The organism is Microcoleus sp. F10-B2 (assembly GCF_036704965.1).
Lineage (GTDB): Bacteria > Cyanobacteriota > Cyanobacteriia > Cyanobacteriales > Microcoleaceae > Microcoleus.
The window spans coordinates 24,020-38,548 of the sequence record NZ_JAUBTB010000058.1; the positions used below are offsets into that span (position 1 = coordinate 24,020).

16 protein-coding genes are annotated in these 14,529 nt (G+C 47.4%); 10 read left to right on the forward strand and 6 right to left on the reverse strand.

Annotated elements, in window-relative coordinates; all coding sequences use genetic code 11:
* The first annotated feature begins 462 nt into the window (after positions 1 to 462).
* A complete protein-coding gene (gene chlP, locus QUA99_RS21425; RefSeq protein WP_333241002.1) occupies positions 463 to 1,683 on the forward strand; it encodes a geranylgeranyl reductase in 1,221 nt (406 codons plus the stop codon).
* A gap of 124 nt (positions 1,684 to 1,807) precedes the next feature.
* Here the strand turns inward: chlP and QUA99_RS21430 are convergent, their stop codons facing one another.
* Entirely contained in the window at positions 1,808 to 2,350 is a 543-nt protein-coding gene (locus QUA99_RS21430) for a Dps family protein (RefSeq protein ID WP_333241000.1), read from the reverse strand.
* A 355-nt stretch (positions 2,351 to 2,705) separates the two neighbouring features.
* On the opposite strand from QUA99_RS21430, the gene QUA99_RS21435 reads away from it, so the two are divergent.
* The 3 genes from QUA99_RS21435 (at position 2,706) to QUA99_RS21445 (ending at position 5,289) form a co-directional block, all read left to right on the forward strand.
* Positions 2,706 to 2,951 (forward strand): Asr1405/Asl0597 family protein, encoded by a 246-nt coding sequence (locus QUA99_RS21435; protein WP_333240999.1) that lies wholly within the window; start codon positions 2,706 to 2,708, stop codon positions 2,949 to 2,951.
* Between the two features lie 72 nt (positions 2,952 to 3,023).
* Positions 3,024 to 3,686: a (2Fe-2S) ferredoxin domain-containing protein gene (locus tag QUA99_RS21440; RefSeq protein WP_333240997.1), complete on the forward strand. Its 663-nt coding sequence runs from the start codon at positions 3,024 to 3,026 to the stop codon at positions 3,684 to 3,686.
* Positions 3,687 to 3,957: 271 nt separating this feature from the next.
* Positions 3,958 to 5,289, forward strand: coding sequence for a hypothetical protein (locus tag QUA99_RS21445; RefSeq protein WP_333240995.1), 1,332 nt, complete (start codon positions 3,958 to 3,960; stop codon positions 5,287 to 5,289).
* A gap of 149 nt (positions 5,290 to 5,438) precedes the next feature.
* On the opposite strand, the gene QUA99_RS21450 is transcribed toward QUA99_RS21445, so the two are convergent.
* The gene (locus QUA99_RS21450) at positions 5,439 to 7,601 is read right to left on the reverse strand and encodes a flavin-dependent dehydrogenase (RefSeq protein ID WP_333240993.1); all 2,163 of its coding nucleotides are present in this window, start codon (positions 7,599 to 7,601) and stop codon (positions 5,439 to 5,441) included.
* 181 nt (positions 7,602 to 7,782) lie between these two features.
* Here QUA99_RS21450 and QUA99_RS21455 point away from each other — a divergent pair, with 181 nt between their 5' ends.
* Together QUA99_RS21455 and QUA99_RS21460 are read left to right on the forward strand one after the other, a co-directional pair.
* Complete coding sequence (locus tag QUA99_RS21455) at positions 7,783 to 8,016, forward strand: hypothetical protein (RefSeq protein ID WP_333240991.1); 234 nt, start codon at positions 7,783 to 7,785, stop codon at positions 8,014 to 8,016.
* A gap of 47 nt (positions 8,017 to 8,063) precedes the next feature.
* Positions 8,064 to 8,627 (forward strand): Uma2 family endonuclease, encoded by a 564-nt coding sequence (locus QUA99_RS21460; protein ID WP_333240990.1) that lies wholly within the window; start codon positions 8,064 to 8,066, stop codon positions 8,625 to 8,627.
* Between the two features lie 87 nt (positions 8,628 to 8,714).
* Here QUA99_RS21460 and QUA99_RS21465 read toward each other — a convergent pair whose 3' ends face one another.
* On the reverse strand, positions 8,715 to 9,794 hold the full coding sequence (locus tag QUA99_RS21465) for a M23 family metallopeptidase (protein WP_333240988.1): 1,080 nt from the start codon (positions 9,792 to 9,794) through the stop codon (positions 8,715 to 8,717).
* A gap of 160 nt (positions 9,795 to 9,954) precedes the next feature.
* On the opposite strand from QUA99_RS21465, the gene QUA99_RS21470 reads away from it, so the two are divergent.
* Positions 9,955 to 10,656 carry a phosphatase PAP2 family protein gene (locus QUA99_RS21470; protein ID WP_333240986.1) on the forward strand — a complete coding sequence of 234 codons (702 nt, stop codon included), beginning with the start codon at positions 9,955 to 9,957 and terminating at the stop codon, positions 10,654 to 10,656.
* On the opposite strand, the gene QUA99_RS21475 is transcribed toward QUA99_RS21470, so the two are convergent.
* Positions 10,647 to 11,552 carry an aspartoacylase gene (locus QUA99_RS21475; RefSeq protein WP_333240984.1) on the reverse strand — a complete coding sequence of 302 codons (906 nt, stop codon included), beginning with the start codon at positions 11,550 to 11,552 and terminating at the stop codon, positions 10,647 to 10,649. The genes QUA99_RS21470 and QUA99_RS21475 overlap by 10 nt on opposite strands.
* A gap of 270 nt (positions 11,553 to 11,822) precedes the next feature.
* On the opposite strand from QUA99_RS21475, the gene QUA99_RS21480 reads away from it, so the two are divergent.
* Complete coding sequence (locus QUA99_RS21480; protein ID WP_333240982.1) at positions 11,823 to 12,176, forward strand: DUF433 domain-containing protein; 354 nt, start codon at positions 11,823 to 11,825, stop codon at positions 12,174 to 12,176.
* Between the two features lie 6 nt (positions 12,177 to 12,182).
* Positions 12,183 to 12,377, forward strand: coding sequence for a hypothetical protein (locus QUA99_RS21485; RefSeq protein WP_333240981.1), 195 nt, complete (start codon positions 12,183 to 12,185; stop codon positions 12,375 to 12,377).
* Positions 12,378 to 12,388: 11 nt separating this feature from the next.
* On the opposite strand, the gene QUA99_RS21490 is transcribed toward QUA99_RS21485, so the two are convergent.
* On the reverse strand, positions 12,389 to 12,808 hold the full coding sequence (locus QUA99_RS21490; protein WP_333240979.1) for a type II toxin-antitoxin system VapC family toxin: 420 nt from the start codon (positions 12,806 to 12,808) through the stop codon (positions 12,389 to 12,391).
* Positions 12,805 to 13,074 (reverse strand): type II toxin-antitoxin system VapB family antitoxin, encoded by a 270-nt coding sequence (locus tag QUA99_RS21495; RefSeq protein WP_333240977.1) that lies wholly within the window; start codon positions 13,072 to 13,074, stop codon positions 12,805 to 12,807. The genes QUA99_RS21490 and QUA99_RS21495 overlap by 4 nt, the downstream gene beginning before the upstream one ends.
* Before the next feature lie 194 nt (positions 13,075 to 13,268).
* Between QUA99_RS21495 and QUA99_RS21500 the strand changes: the two genes are divergently transcribed.
* On the forward strand, positions 13,269 to 14,529 hold a 1,261-nt coding region (locus QUA99_RS21500), incomplete at its 3' end, for a leucine-rich repeat domain-containing protein (RefSeq protein ID WP_333460410.1).

A 14,529-nucleotide genomic window follows, 5' to 3' on the forward strand; every position in this document is an offset into this window, starting at 1 on the left:
ACAGGCCCGAAAGCCTGTTAAGGACGGGCTCGCGTGCCCACCCCACCAGACAATTCCTGTGTTGTGAACAGGCCCGAAAGCCTGTTAAGGGCGGGCTCGCGTGCCCACCCCACAAGCAGAAAATTCAATCTTCGCTTCACAGGCCCGAAAGCCTGTTAAGGGCGGGCTCGCGTGCCCACCCCAGAAGCAGAAAATTCACTCTTCGCTTCACAGGCATCTTGCCTGTTCTTGGAAAATAGTGCAAAATGTTCGATCGCACATCACCGTCCATCCACCTTCACCTACACTGAAAAATTTAAGATATTCGATCGCATCCATCGCCCGAAACCCGATTTTCGTATCGAACTGTTAAGCTCTGTTTCATTTCATTGAAATCTCTCCCCCGTACCCCCACCGCATCCAAACTCCGTGATACCATCACACCTGAGTAATGCCTATAGAAAAAAACTGGAGAGAAAAGCTTTGACACTAAGGGTTGCAGTAGTAGGTTCAGGCCCTGCGGGTTCTTCCGCCGCCGAAACATTGGTAAAAGCAGGCATCGAAACATACCTATTCGAGCGTAAATTAGACAACGCGAAACCCTGTGGCGGGGCGATTCCCCTGTGCATGGTCAGCGAATTTGACTTGCCGCAAAGTATTATTGACCGCCAAGTCAGAAAAATGAAAATGATCTCCCCCTCCAACGTCGAGGTGGACATCAATATTGAAAACGCACATGAATACATCGGTATGTGCCGCCGCGAAGTGCTCGATGGCTTCATGCGCGATCGGGCTGCTTCTTTGGGTGCAAAACTGATTAACGGCACCGTTCACAAATTAGAAATTCCCGGCAACAATACAGACCCCTATACTCTCCACTATGCCGACCACTCCGACGGCAGCGCCATGGGAATTCAGAAAACTCTGAAGGTGGATTTGGTAATCGGGGCTGACGGCGCTAACTCTCGCGTAGCAAAGGCGATCGACGCTGGCGACTACAATTATGCGATCGCCTTCCAAGAACGCATCCGCCTGCCAGAAGATAAAATGGCTTACTACGAAGACTTAGCCGAAATGTACGTCGGCGACGACGTATCTACCGACTTCTACGCTTGGGTGTTCCCCAAATACGACCACGTAGCCGTCGGTACCGGCACGATGAAAGTCCATCAAGCCAGCATCAAAAAGCTGCAAGCAGGCGTCCGCGCCCGCGCTGCCAAAAAACTGATGGGCGGTGAGATTATTAAAGTGGAAGCCCACCCCATCCCGGAACATCCGCGTCCCCGCCGGGTTGTCGGCCGAGTTGCTCTCGTCGGCGATGCTGCAGGTTACGTTACCAAGTCTTCCGGCGAAGGTATCTATTTTGCCGCCAAGTCTGGCCGGATGTGCGCCGAAACTATTGTGGAGATTTCCAATAAAGGCGCGCGCATTCCGACTGAAGAGGAAATTAAGATTTACCTCAAGCGGTGGGATAAAGCCTACGGCATTACTTACAAAGTTTTGGACATTTTGCAGCGCGTGTTCTACCGTTCCGACGCTACTCGCGAAGCTTTTGTGGAAATGTGTGCCGATCGCGACGTGCAGAAACTCACATTCGATAGCTACTTGTATAAAACCGTGGTACCGGCCAATCCTTTCATTCAGATGAAGATTACGGCGAAAACCATTGGTAGCTTGTTGCGTGGGAATGCTTTAGCGCCTTAATCCCCTGCGGATAAACGCACTTTGTATAAAAAAGCGGGCAGTCACAAAACTGCTCGCTTTTTTTATATCTAAGATAACGAACCGCGAAGGCGCTAAGGGCGCGAAGGAAGAGGAAGAAGAATTGTTAGTTCAAGTTCAACTGCACTAAGGTATCGGGGGCGAGGAAGTGGGAAATGTGATAAGCCCGTTCCTCGGTTTTCAGCAGGATTTTTTCGTAGAGGTAGCGCGTAGCTCGATCGCCCAAACTTTCTGCTTGTCCTGCTTGACGGCGCAGCAAACCTATAATAGCTTGTTCCGCCGTCAAATCGTGTTCTAGCATTTGGCGGCAAGAATACACGCCGTCTGGTTCCGGCTCGAAACAGCACAGTTCGGCTAACTTGCTAAAACCCGCTGCTGGTATGCCGCCCAACCCGTTTAACCGTTCGCCCAACTCGTGGACGCTATCTTGAGCTTCTCCGTAGCTTTCTTCAAAGAATTTGTGCAAGGAGTAAAATTCTGCCCCTTCCACCACAAAATGATGTTTTTGATATTGCAGGTATAAAGCCTGAAAACTGGCCAGCAGCGCGTTCATCCCTTCACAAATCGGTGCTGTGACTGAATGTTCCAGTAGAACTGGGTTGTCGGCTATGTGGCCAAACGGTCTCAATGCACTCTGAGTCTCAGCCATGTGTGTTCTCCTCTCAATAGGCAGTTTTGTTGCCAATAGAGTCAGTCTAGCACTGTAAATTTACCAGTCAAGCAGCGTCTGCCTCGATAGTGGAAGATTTTATAGAGTAGGAATTTTTTTTTCTAAACCTATTGAGAATTATTAGCAGTTGGGTTATGCTTTAAAAAGATCCTCGTTCTGAACGCTTCCTGAAAGCGGGGCGAACCTTCTGAAGGCAGAAGGCAGAGGGTAAAAGGCAAAATTTTTTAGGAAGGGCTGTTGATAATCCTTGAGGTTCTTCAGAAATCCAGCTTTTAACTTCTGCCCGCTATCAGTCAGGGTAAAAATTAATGCAAATTATTACTGTTGTCAAAAAATGAATCCAGCAGATCCAGAATTAGAAGTTTGTGACATTGTGCAAGTTAGTTGGCTAGATAGGTGGCAAGTTTACAAACGCTTGCAAGAGCTAGAAATTCCCTGCTGGTGTGCGGTTGACCAACCTTTGCGGGCAAAAGTCAACACTGTCAAACAAGCTGCTCAGTTAAAGAGCGTGTTGAGGCAAGTCAGTGCCCCTCGGGGCGAACTGGTGCAGTGGCTGGAATACTGCTGGCAAAGGGGCTAAAGGTAGCAGGAAGTTCGGCCACGAGCAATGTAGAAGATGTAACGGATGTAACGGATTAAAGGAGTCATAACAATGTATAAATCTGGCAAGCAAGTGTCCGAATTCAGTTTAGAGGGAGAAATCCTCGCCCTGATTATTGAAGATGGCTGTAAACTTAAATATTTGCGAATTAGCAGCGATCGCGGAGTAGAATATCTTGTTAAACTTTGCAAGGAATTGCGGTCATTTCTGTCACCTATTTTGACGCCCGGGTTGAAAGTTCAAGTTGCAGGTGAGAAAGAACTCAACTTGAAAAACGGTAAAATAAAACTTAAAGCTCGCAGCCTCAAGCTGGCTCAGGGCAACGACGATCGCTCGCACGAACACCTCGACTCCACCAATGTACCTGTTGGAATATTGACATCCGACGATCGCGCGACCGGCAAAACCCAAGTCGCCTCAACCGCAGCGGCTCAAACTGTAAAAGCTCGGGCAAAAACCCAAACCAAAATATTAGTATGTCAAAAATCCGACTGCCTGAAGCGGGGCGCTGGAGGAGTCTGTAAAGCTTTAGAAAATGCTTTGAATGCGCGCGGTTTAGAAGACCAAGTGACAGTACAGGGAACCGGATGTCTCAAACAGTGTAAAGCAGGCCCAAATATAGTTGTGATGCCGGACAAAACTCGCTACACCCGCATTGCACCTGCAGAAGTTCCAGCCATCATTGACAAACACTGTGCAGTTGTTAAAGCTTAGGCGATCGCCCAGATACCGAAACAGTGCGTTAGAGATCGGGAAAAATTATTTTGATAGGACTCGCGGGCCAAAAACTCACGTCTGTAGGGTACTCACAGGCGCATCTTACGCCTGAATTTGAGTTCGGGTTGTAGTTCCGCGCGCATGGATTCAGAGGCTATTGTCCGAAAAAACCGGAAAAAGGCCAAAACTATCACTTAGGGGCTTCCTTCTGTAGAATCTCTAAGGATAGACTGTATCACAAACCCTGTGACTATTGGGATAAAAAGCCATGTCAGAAGCTGATCTTCGAGCCCATCAGCACCAACCGCACCCTGCTGTTCCATCCGATACCGAACCATTGCAGTCAAATATTGCTGATGCTGGGGGTTTTGAGCCGATCGCCCCCCATCCGACAGACACTCCCGCAACGGTACCCCAACAGCCAGAAGAAGACTGGCAAACAGTAGATTTTCCCAACGCCATCGGCGTAGATGCAATTCCCACACAACCTGAAACAAAAAATTCGCAATCTCAGACACAGCCGACCGAGGCGGGCTCGCCCCCGATTTCAGACAATCTAAAAAATATGCTTGGGAATGCCGAACAGCGTCAGGGCAAAGGATCGACCCCAGTCACCCTCATGCAAGCGCTGCACGAATGCAACCGCGACCTTTTGCAGCGCATCGCGCAGCTAGAAACGGCTCTCGAAGAGTCCCAAAAAACCTTGCAGAATCGCGAAACTTTGCTAGCACAGCGGACTGCAGAACTCGAAAATACTCAAGAACAATTGACGCGGCTTTTTGGGAAAGTGGAAGTTTCCCATCAAACCCTCCAAAGTCAAGAAATTTTAGTCGAAAGTTTAAGAAGTCAGTTGGCAACCAGCCAAGTCAGGCTAGCGACTGTTGAGCGAGAATGTGCGTCTACTGTCCAGCGCTACAACGAACAGTTACACCAGTTAGTAGCCACAGAAAATATTTGCAGGGAATTGCGAGCCCGCTTGCACCGCCAGCAGCGCCACACCCTGCAATTCAAAGCTGCCTTGGAAAGAAGTTTGGAGAGGCCACAGGTGAAGTCGCCGATTGTCCAGCCGCCTGACAATGCTCCCGATACCGCCAGCGCGCAATTAGAATCATTGCTGGCGGCGGTTAAAAGCTCTCAAGTTCCGCTGCCGCCAGCCTTCAACGCTTCCCCTGTCCAACCTTGGTCGGAACCCGAAGAGCATCCAGGGGTAGTGGCTGCTGCCGAGGCGATCGAGCCTGAATCCCCAGCCAATATGGAACTCAACAAATTAGCCCAAGTATCCGTCATTCAATTGCAGGAGAGCGAAACTTACCAGCCTGATGAGCCGGCAACTGACTCGGCAGAACCGATTGCGGCACCTGAAATGCCGGTGGCTGAGTCGGAACCCGAAACTGCTACCAAACTGGACACCCAAGAATTGGCCAGAGCTTTTCAAATTTTGAACTCCGTTGAAACCTTTGGTATTCAAGAAGTGCGATCGAGTGTGGCAACACCTACAGCAGTCGCGCAACCCGACTGGCTGACCTTGATTGCCAGTCCGCTGCGGGCTTCTAAAAAACGCCGATCGCTAGCTGAAATAGAATTGCCGAGTTTTCGATAGCGAACTGATATCATTTCCGGTTACACCGTCAGGTGATGTTGACTGTTGAGGGTTGACGGTTGACGCCGTGAACAGTGAACTCGAATTTACTATTCCGATGCTAACGGATTTGATATGAGAGTTGCTAGTGTTGAGTTTTGACTCAACACTCAACACTCTTTTCTCCCCTTTCCCATGCCGTAGGTGAGAGCATAGCTGGTAGCCAACAGCCACAGCCAAACAGCAGGATACCGGGGTTCCAACCAAGGTTGTACCTTGCGGGCGAAGCTGGGAAGCCATCCGAAGAGCAAACTGGCCAAAGCCAGCAGAGTAAAATTCAAGTAACTTCCCAGCCAGCGCCAAATATCCCCCAAGGTGACAAAATCTAAAATCCACAAGAGGAGAGAAGGGTTTTTTCCGGCTGCTTCGATCGCCAGTCGGTTGAAAGTTAGCCAGTCGGTTCTGTCTTTGATAAAAGTTTCGGCTACTGCGAGTTTTTGTGCTGCCAAAATACCAAAAAAGGTATTGAGAATTGAATTAATTCTTTGGGGTGGCAAACTAAGACCCGTGGGAACCATCATGCCTTTAGAAAACAGCCAAGTTACTGAAACATTGCTCTGGTAGGCGCGAATTTGGTTTAAGTGATTTGCCGTCAACAAATTGTGCTTTAATGCTGTATCCAAAAGGTCTGTTAAGCGGAAAAGATTGCGGACGAGGGAGCCGAAGCCGGTGAAAACGAGGGGAGATTGCAGGGATGCTGCGTCGCCGATCGAGATTAGGCGATCGATCGCCACGGAGCGATCGCTGCTGTTGGTGCTAAAATGCCCGGGAATATAACCAAAAGTCGGTTTTTTCCACACCAATTTATCGACATCGCAGCGGCGGTATTCCGGTAAAATTGCGAAAAAATCCTCGTACATTTCCAGCAAAGAACCGGGATTCTCGGGATGTACTTGGTGGTAGTGAAATAGATAAACTGTAAGTTCTGTGCCGGCGCCGGGAAATAACTCCCAAATGAGCTGGCGGCCCCGGGAAATGTCGCCGTGACTGTAGAGCACATCCCCGTACTCGCAATCCCATACTGCAGGCTCAAATCCTCCGTCGATTACGGCCCCCACGGTCGGACAAACGCTGTCAAAAGTCCGCCCTCCGTTCAACTGCCAAGCGATGGGAGAAGCCGAACCCATTGCATCCACCAGCAGCCGTCCTAATGCAGTGCGATCGGCTTTTGTCGGCAAGTTGCGACCCTGAACTACTACTTTTTCTGCTTCAACATCGGCTCTGAGAAACTCAGTTTCGTCCCAGATTTCCCCGCCAGCTTCTGTTAGCTTAACTCCCGCTAAACCCAGCAATTTCTCCCCGTCCAAAGCTAGATTGAGTACCTTCGGCGTGTGCAGAACAGGCGCTTTAGCAACGGGCGGATTGTTAGCATCAAAAAACTTGTTGTAGCCATCTTTGTATTCTCGGGCAATCAAAGTTTCGATTTCAGCAGCAGTAAATAAACCTAAATCAATTAAGCTTTGAATTTCGTCCCGCGAAATATTCCACTCGCGATTCATCCGCCCGAAAGGCATTCGCTCAACTAGCAGCACCCGGTAGCCCAATTTCGCCATGACTGCGGCGTGAATTACTCCCAAGGCCCCGCCAATATAAATTAAGTCATAAAAAGTATCGCCAGAACCAGACACCGAAATTTGGCCTTGTTCCCTGTTCCCTCTTCCCTGTTCCTTCTTTCCTGTTCCTTCTTCCTTCTTCCCTGTTCCCTCTTCCTTCACAAACACTACTTGTTTTGGCGTTTGAGGATTGCGAGTGCCTTCGCGCCAACGCTGCTCCCACCAGTAGACGCGTTTGAGGTCGTATTCGCCTTCAGGCATTTTTTGGAAGTATTTGACGGTCAGGGGGTAATAGGGGGCAAGAGCGTCAAAAATTGACTGTTTGGAGAGGTCTATGACAGGGGGTTCCGGGTAGCGATCGGGGAACTTGTTTCTCACAGCAAGATTCAGAGCTTGCAGGAACTTTCTTTCTCCAACGGGCGCGTCTTCTAGACGAAAAACTTTTAAATAAGTTGTGCGTTGTACTGACCAGACAAAGAGGGAAAGTTCTGTCGATCGGGAATTGTCGTTTTCTGAATTGGTGTTAGCGAAGGCGGGTTTTGGATTGGCATTTTGAGTTCCAGACAACACAACCTCGGCTGCTGTTGCGGTTGACAGCAGGCGAAAACCGTCAGGAGTAATAATTTTTTCTCCGATTCCGGGATCGAATTCGTGCTGCAACCAAGTGCAGACGGCTGCTGTATCCGGTGTCGGGACTTCTAGATAAAGAATTTCTTGCATGATTAGGGTCTCTATTCTGAATAAATTAATAAAGATGAGGGAGTTGACAAGGGAGCAAAGTAAGTTATACTCCCGAATACTTATTTAGTTTTAAATAAGTTTACAGTGTTCTCAGATTTTTAGCTGATTAGCCGGAAGCCCCACAGCGGCTGAATATCTACTCCCTTCGGTATGCACTCCTATGAATTATCCCATTCCTACGAATCCTCAAGAAATGATTGCTTTGCGACAGCAGCCGCTGAATGAAGAATTGGTGGCGTCGGCGATCGCGGGTGTGATTCAGATAGCTCGATCGCGATCTCAGTCTTTGGATGAGTTGAAGGCTGAGGTGCTCGCCGACGACAATCTGCTCGATTTGCCTCAAAGGCTATGGCTGAGCGAGATTGTGGCTCAAGCTTGGAACAATTTGCCTTAGACTAGACTGCGGCTTAAAGATCTATCTAAATTAAAGGTGAACTTAAAATGGTACAAACAACATTAAAATCCTTAACTTTAGAAGAGTTTCTCCAACTACCCGAAACCAAACCTGCAAGCGAATACATTGATAATCAAATTATTCAGAAGCCAATGCCGCAAGGAAAACACAGTGCGACTCAATGTGAATTAATTATTTTCATTAACGCTATATTAAAGCCCAAAAAAGTTGCACGAGCTTTTCCAGAACTCCGGTGTACATTTGGCGGAAGGTCAACAGTGCCTGATGTTTCAGTATTTGTCTGGAACAGAATTCCCACCGATGATAACGGCGAAATTGCTAATGTCTTTCCCATAGCTCCTGATTGGACAATAGAGATTTTGTCGCCCGAACAAAGTCAAACTAAAGTTACTAAAAATATTCTGCACTGTTTAAATCATCAAACTCACATGGCCTGGCTGATAGATCCCGACGAACAATGCGTTTTTGTTTATGTTCCCCAGCAACAGACAGCAGTATTTGATGAACCAGAAATGCTGCTACCGATGCCGTCCTTCGCTAGCGAACTGCGGTTGAGTGTCGGAGAATTATTTGGGTGGCTGCTGAAATAACCTTCGGAAGGAAGAAGGAAGAAGGAAGAGAGTGATTTTGAGACGGATACACGAATTAAATGCTGTCAACAGTCAACAGTCAACGGACTAACGCAACTCAACTTCTCGCTGGACTTCTGTCAAAACTCGATCGCCCCGCGTCAACCGGTATTCGGCCCGCCAAACTCCGGGAGTCAGAGGAGAATTTGTACTGTTTCTTTTGCCGACATAACCCAACCAAGTGCGGCTGGGGGCTTTAATTTCATTGGTTCGATCGGCGATGGTTGTGCCGTTGGGTGCAAATAATTTGTATTGTTCGCGATCGCCCTTGAGCACTCCGTAACTTTGCACCCAAAACAACAAAGCTGGACTGTTTGCAGGGAGTTGAGTCTCTGAAAATTGTCCTTCCCAGACAGCGTTGATATCGGGTGCCTTATTGGCAAAACCGGCCCGAATTAAACCTGTGGAAATATAGTCTAGAGGCTTGTCCCAAATTGGATTGCGGGCGATGTTGCAGCCTACCTTCGCGTCGGCGCCGACAAACGGATCTACGGGTTTGCCTTGATAGCGAAAAGTTACGTGTACGTGGGGGAAAGATGCCTCCCCAGAGTTTCCCACCATGCCCAAAACCGTGCCTTTTTCTACCTGCGTACCCGGTTTGACGGCAACGCTGCCTTTGCGGAGGTGGCAGTATTGGGCTTCCCAGCCTGCGCCGTGGTCGATTACCATGCCGTTGCCGCATTCTGTGCCTGCGATGCTGGCTTTGTCTGTATCGTTTTGTAAACGCCGATCGACCACACCATCTCGCACTCGCAAAACTTTGCCTGCTGCGGAGGCAATCACTGGAACTCCTTTTGCCATTGCTTTGGCGTCGGGAATCGCAAAGTCTGTGCCTTTGTGGCCGTCGTAGGTTTGACGCCCGCAGCCAAAATCGACGGCGGTGGGGCCGGGTTCTCGATCGAAATACACCAATACAAAACAGTCTTTGCCTAGAGTACAGTCGATCGGCTGACCGAATTGCGGGTTGTTCGGCTTTTGGGCGACGGCGGAAGAGACGAGACGCTGGGCGATCGTGTTGGCTTCGGCGATCGGCGCACTTACTCCGCTGTCTTTAGCACAGCTAGAAATACTTGTCAACCCCACGGTCAACAAAATTGCAGAAATGTGTTTTTTTGATAGTATAGTCATTCGCAGGTTGGAGGTAAAAGCTGGGGTGGGTAGTGAAAAATCAATTAATCATTCAGAATATAGTTGCTCAAGCATCTCGACGATCGGTCAGGCGTTTTCGTTTCCTATATTTGTTGTATTATTTTGAGTTGGAAATTTAAAATTTTTAATTAATTCAAGAATGCGTTCTAAAATTCGATCGCTCATTTCGATAATTCGGCTGACGGGGCTTGCTGTGGCGGCTTTGGCGATGTGGGGATTTGCCACTATTGCCGAAGAGGTGTTGGAAAAAGAAAGTTACGCTTTCGATACCTCTATTTTACTAGCTCTGAGGGAATTGCACGCACCGCTGGGCGATCGAATAATGCTGGGCTTTACGTTTTTGGGCGAGCCGAACTTGCTGCTAGTGATTTGTCTGAGCTTGAGTATTATTTTGCTAGGGCGCAATCACCGATCGGAAGCCGCAACTATTGCGATCGCCGCTGGGGGGGCGATCGGTTTAAATTTACTGTTAAAAAAACTTTTTGCCCGCGCTAGACCTCAACTTTGGGAGCGCGTTGTTGACGTTCGCTTTTACAGTTTTCCTAGCGGACACGCGATGATTTCAATGGTTATTTACGGTTTGCTAGGATATTTCTTGGGTTCCCGCTTTCCCAAGCAGCGCTGGTTGATTTACAGCTTGACAGTTGTATTAGTTGCTGCTATTGGTTTGAGCAGGCTTTATCTAGGAGTTCACTGGCCTACCGATGTTATTGCCGGTTATACGGCGGGTTTGGTGTGGCTGATTACCTGTATTCTCAGTTTGGAAATATGGAAGGAATTGCGTTCTTTGACTACGGCTTCTAAAGAAGAGTTTTTGTCACCGGAAAACTCTCAAGAATAATTTTTAAATTTCTCCTCAAGACTGACTATTTGCTTGTGGGTAAAACACATGGCAATTCCTTTTTCGTAGTAAGCTGCCTCGTTAATAAAAATTGGATAGACGGTCGATTTACCTTCATACAATACCGACTCACCATCAAAGGTCAAAAACATCGGATCGCCGGGATTCAGGGCTTGATAATCTCTGGATTGCAGGTGAGGATGAATCATTGCCTGAATTTCTCCCTTGTCGTTTCTGGGATAGTCGATCGCCCCAATGGTGTGATAAATAGTCAGGGGATTCTTGGCAGCAGGCATTGTGCCTTGATTGTAGGCTTCTACGCCGTCTAAAATTCGCCAGACAAGTTGCTCAGTTTGCTGAAATAAAGACGCATCTAATACCCCTTGCGGCACTGCACCAACTTCCAGCGTACCGCCTAATTCGGAAAGCGATCGCAGCACAGGACTATCAGGATTGTTGGTTGTAGAAGCGAGTAGATTGAGGTGGGGATGCACAGAGGTTAAATAAGCTGCTAGTTGCAGGTTAAATGGATGATGGCTGGCGAGAATAAATGTTAGCCCCATGTTGGACGTGGTGCTGTGCAAATCGATAATTACGTTGGGCAGATGAGTGTTTTTTGAGCTAAAAATGCCGTAGATTTCTTTCGCCCGCTGCGCTTCATAGCTGGAGAGATGGGGATTTTCTAAATCTTCCTGTCGAAAGCAGCGGTTGAGGTCGATATCGACGTAGCGTCTGCCGATTTCGCAAGCTTTGGGATTGGCTAGCAGGGCGATTGTTTCAAAAGTCGATCGCCGAATTAACTCTGGCGCGCGATCGAATTTCTTCACGAGGTAAATTCCCGTGAGTTCGTTTCCGTGGGTTCCTCCCACTATGGCAACACGTTTAATTTGGTTCATAAACAAATAAGTTCCTATCCCAAGCGTAGCACCATTTGTCATCTGTTGGTAAAAAACATGAGATTGAGGTTGATTATGTGTTTATATTTATATTAGGTAAAGTTTTAGTAAGCAGGTATCACGCGCAGAAATGAGAAGCCCGGTTTCTCTGGTATTTCTCGTCACTCAACAAAAAAAATACGATCGCCACCGCGAAGAAATCGATCGCATTATTGTTTCCCATCAAACCGAATAGTAGAATAGTAGATAGCTAAAAAAGGGATTTTAGATATGGGACTGAATGAGTATTTTGATTTTTTAGCACCGGATGATATTCGCATTAAAGGACATCGCATCGGGATTGAGACGGTGCTGTATGAGTATTTGTATCGGGAACGCACCCCAGAAGAAATTCAGCAACTCTATCCATCTCTAACTTTGGCAGAAGTTTATACGACTATTTTGTATTATTTACAAAATCAAGAATCAGTAAGTAGATATTTGCAAGATTGGTTGGAATGGTCGCATCAGCAGCGAAAAATCCAAGTAGCAAATCCCCATCCGGCGACAGAAAGATTGCGAAAATTGAAAGCTGAACGGGAAAGAAAATCTGTTATGCAGGGTGCTCGAACGATGGCGCTCTAATATTTAATGGACGAGAATGTTACGCCCATTTATGCTACACAACTTCGGCGAAAACGCCCCGATCTAGTAGTTTGGGCAGTGGGCGAAATTGGTACACCCCCAAAAAGCACTCTCGATCCGGAGATTAATGCTTGGCGTTATTACGATCGCCACCGGGAAGAAATCGCTCGCATTATTGTTTCTCATCAAACCGATGATTAAATGGATTAAGTTTAAGAAAACCAGTTTTCGATTGCCAAGTCTTGAAAGTTTGCATAATCAGCAACATTTCGTGTCACCAGAATCAGATTATTGACTTTAGCGATCGCTGCAATTTGCCCATCAGCATAAGACGGTGTAAGCCCGAGGGGGATGAGTCTTGCTCGTTCTTTAGCGAACCACTCAGCGGCTTCTTGGGTGTAGGGCAAAATCGGTAATTTTACTTTCACTTCTTCCTGAAGATAAGCTTCGATCGCACTGCGACGCTTAGAATCTGGCATTCGATAACAGCCCAGCAGAACTTCATGCCAAACGATCGAGGCGATCGCAACTGTGGATTTTGCCTCAATTAGTTTAGTCATCACATTCGCATTCGGAACAGGACGAACAGGTTCGGAGATAATGTTGGTATCGAGTAAATAACGCAGCGTCATTCAAAGATGACCTCGCGTCCTGCAAAAGTTCGATCGCGAACTTCTCCCCAAATTTCATCAGGATTTAAACCCTGTTCGTGCAGTTGATATTTTTCACGAAATGCACTGAGAGATTCTCCAAAGCTAAGTTCGAGATTCTGTGGCTGTTTGCGGCGTTGAATGTATTCGCGCAAGGCGATTTCAACTAGAGTCTCGAACTCAATTTCTCCCTCAAGTTCGATCGCCTCTTGCAGCAGTGCCGTATCCACATTCAGGCTCGTCACCATTGGCTTTCCTCTTTTAAGGGTTATTTTATTATAGTTGTGATGTCTCGCTCAGAAACCGGGTTTTTGCCCAGAAGACGCATGACTGTGTAGAAACCAAAAAAAACCCGGTTTCTTTGATTGTGACGCGCGGGCAACTCCCCACCCAGGGAAAATTCCTGTCACAATAAAATGAATCCTACCGAGAGACAAAGGGCATGACGCGAGAGGAAGCAGTGCGGCGAATTGACCGAGCAGCCGAGGAAAAATTGACCCAACTGGATTTGTCGGGGCTGGACTTGGAGGAATTGCCGCCGGAGATTGGCAAGTGCACGCAGCTTGAGACGTTGGTGTTGGGGAAGTGGGATGAGGAGAAAGAGGAATTGCTTGGGAATAAGCTAACTGAGTTTCCTGATGCTGTTCTTCAATTAACCAACTTAAAAATACTTAACCTCAGTAACAATGAGATTACCTCCATCCCAGATGCGATCGGAAAACTGTCGAATCTGACACAGCTTGACCTCAGTAACAATCAGATTACATACATCCCAGAAGTCATCGGAAAACTGTCGAACCTGACAGAGCTTTACCTCTTTAACAATCAGATTACATACATCCCAGAAGTCATCGGAAAACTGTCGAATCTGAGAGGGCTTTTCCTCAGTAGAAATCAGATTACATCCATCCCAGAAGTCATCGCTCAACTGTCGAATCTGACACAGTTTGATCTTGGTGCCAATCAGATTACATCCTTCCCAGAAGTCATCGCTCAACTGTCGAATCTGACACAGCTTGATCTCGGTGCCAATCAGATTACATCCATCCCAGAAGTCATCGCTCAACTGTCGAATCTGACACAGCTTTACCTCAGTGAAAATCAGATTACATCCATCCCAGAAATCATCGACCAACTGTCGAATCTGACACAGCTTTTTCTCAGTTACAATCAGATTACATCCATCCCAGAAGCCATCGCTCAACTGTCGAATTTGACACAGCTTGACCTCAGTTACAATCAGATTACATTCATCCCAGAAGTCATCGGCAAACTGTCGAATTTGACACAGCTTTACCTCAGTAATAATCAGATTACATCCATCCCAGAAGTCATCGGCAAACTGTCGAATCTGACATATATTCACCTGACTAACAATCAGATTACATTCATCCCAGAAGTCATCGACCAACAGTCGAATCTGACATGGCTTCTTCTCAGTGACAATCAGATTACATCCATCCCAGAAGTCATCGGCAAACTGTCGAATCTGACACACATTGACCTCTCTAATAATCAGATTACATTCATCCCAGAAGTCATCGGCAAACTGTCGAATCTGACATGGCTTCTTCTCAGTGACAATCAGATTACATCCATCCCAGAAGTCATCGGCAAACTATCGAATCTGACATGGCTTCTTCTCAGTGACAATCAGATTACATCCATCCCAGAAGTCATCGGCAAACTGTCGAATCTGACAC

Coding starts and splice junctions, on each gene's coding strand:
- QUA99_RS21440 (WP_333240997.1), top strand. CDS start 3,024: ATGTATAAATCTGGCAAGCAAGTGTCCGAATTCAGTTTAGAGGGAGAA.
- QUA99_RS21435 (WP_333240999.1), top strand. CDS start 2,706: ATGAATCCAGCAGATCCAGAATTAGAAGTTTGTGACATTGTGCAAGTT.
- QUA99_RS21445 (WP_333240995.1), top strand. CDS start 3,958: ATGTCAGAAGCTGATCTTCGAGCCCATCAGCACCAACCGCACCCTGCT.
- QUA99_RS21450 (WP_333240993.1), bottom strand. CDS start 7,601: ATGCAAGAAATTCTTTATCTAGAAGTCCCGACACCGGATACAGCAGCC.
- QUA99_RS21460 (WP_333240990.1), top strand. CDS start 8,064: ATGGTACAAACAACATTAAAATCCTTAACTTTAGAAGAGTTTCTCCAA.
- QUA99_RS21480 (WP_333240982.1), top strand. CDS start 11,823: ATGGGACTGAATGAGTATTTTGATTTTTTAGCACCGGATGATATTCGC.
- QUA99_RS21465 (WP_333240988.1), bottom strand. CDS start 9,794: ATGACTATACTATCAAAAAAACACATTTCTGCAATTTTGTTGACCGTG.
- QUA99_RS21475 (WP_333240984.1), bottom strand. CDS start 11,552: ATGAACCAAATTAAACGTGTTGCCATAGTGGGAGGAACCCACGGAAAC.
- QUA99_RS21470 (WP_333240986.1), top strand. CDS start 9,955: ATGCGTTCTAAAATTCGATCGCTCATTTCGATAATTCGGCTGACGGGG.
- QUA99_RS21430 (WP_333241000.1), bottom strand. CDS start 2,350: ATGGCTGAGACTCAGAGTGCATTGAGACCGTTTGGCCACATAGCCGAC.
- QUA99_RS21455 (WP_333240991.1), top strand. CDS start 7,783: ATGAATTATCCCATTCCTACGAATCCTCAAGAAATGATTGCTTTGCGA.
- QUA99_RS21485 (WP_333240981.1), top strand. CDS start 12,183: ATGGACGAGAATGTTACGCCCATTTATGCTACACAACTTCGGCGAAAA.
- QUA99_RS21495 (WP_333240977.1), bottom strand. CDS start 13,074: ATGGTGACGAGCCTGAATGTGGATACGGCACTGCTGCAAGAGGCGATC.
- QUA99_RS21490 (WP_333240979.1), bottom strand. CDS start 12,808: ATGACGCTGCGTTATTTACTCGATACCAACATTATCTCCGAACCTGTT.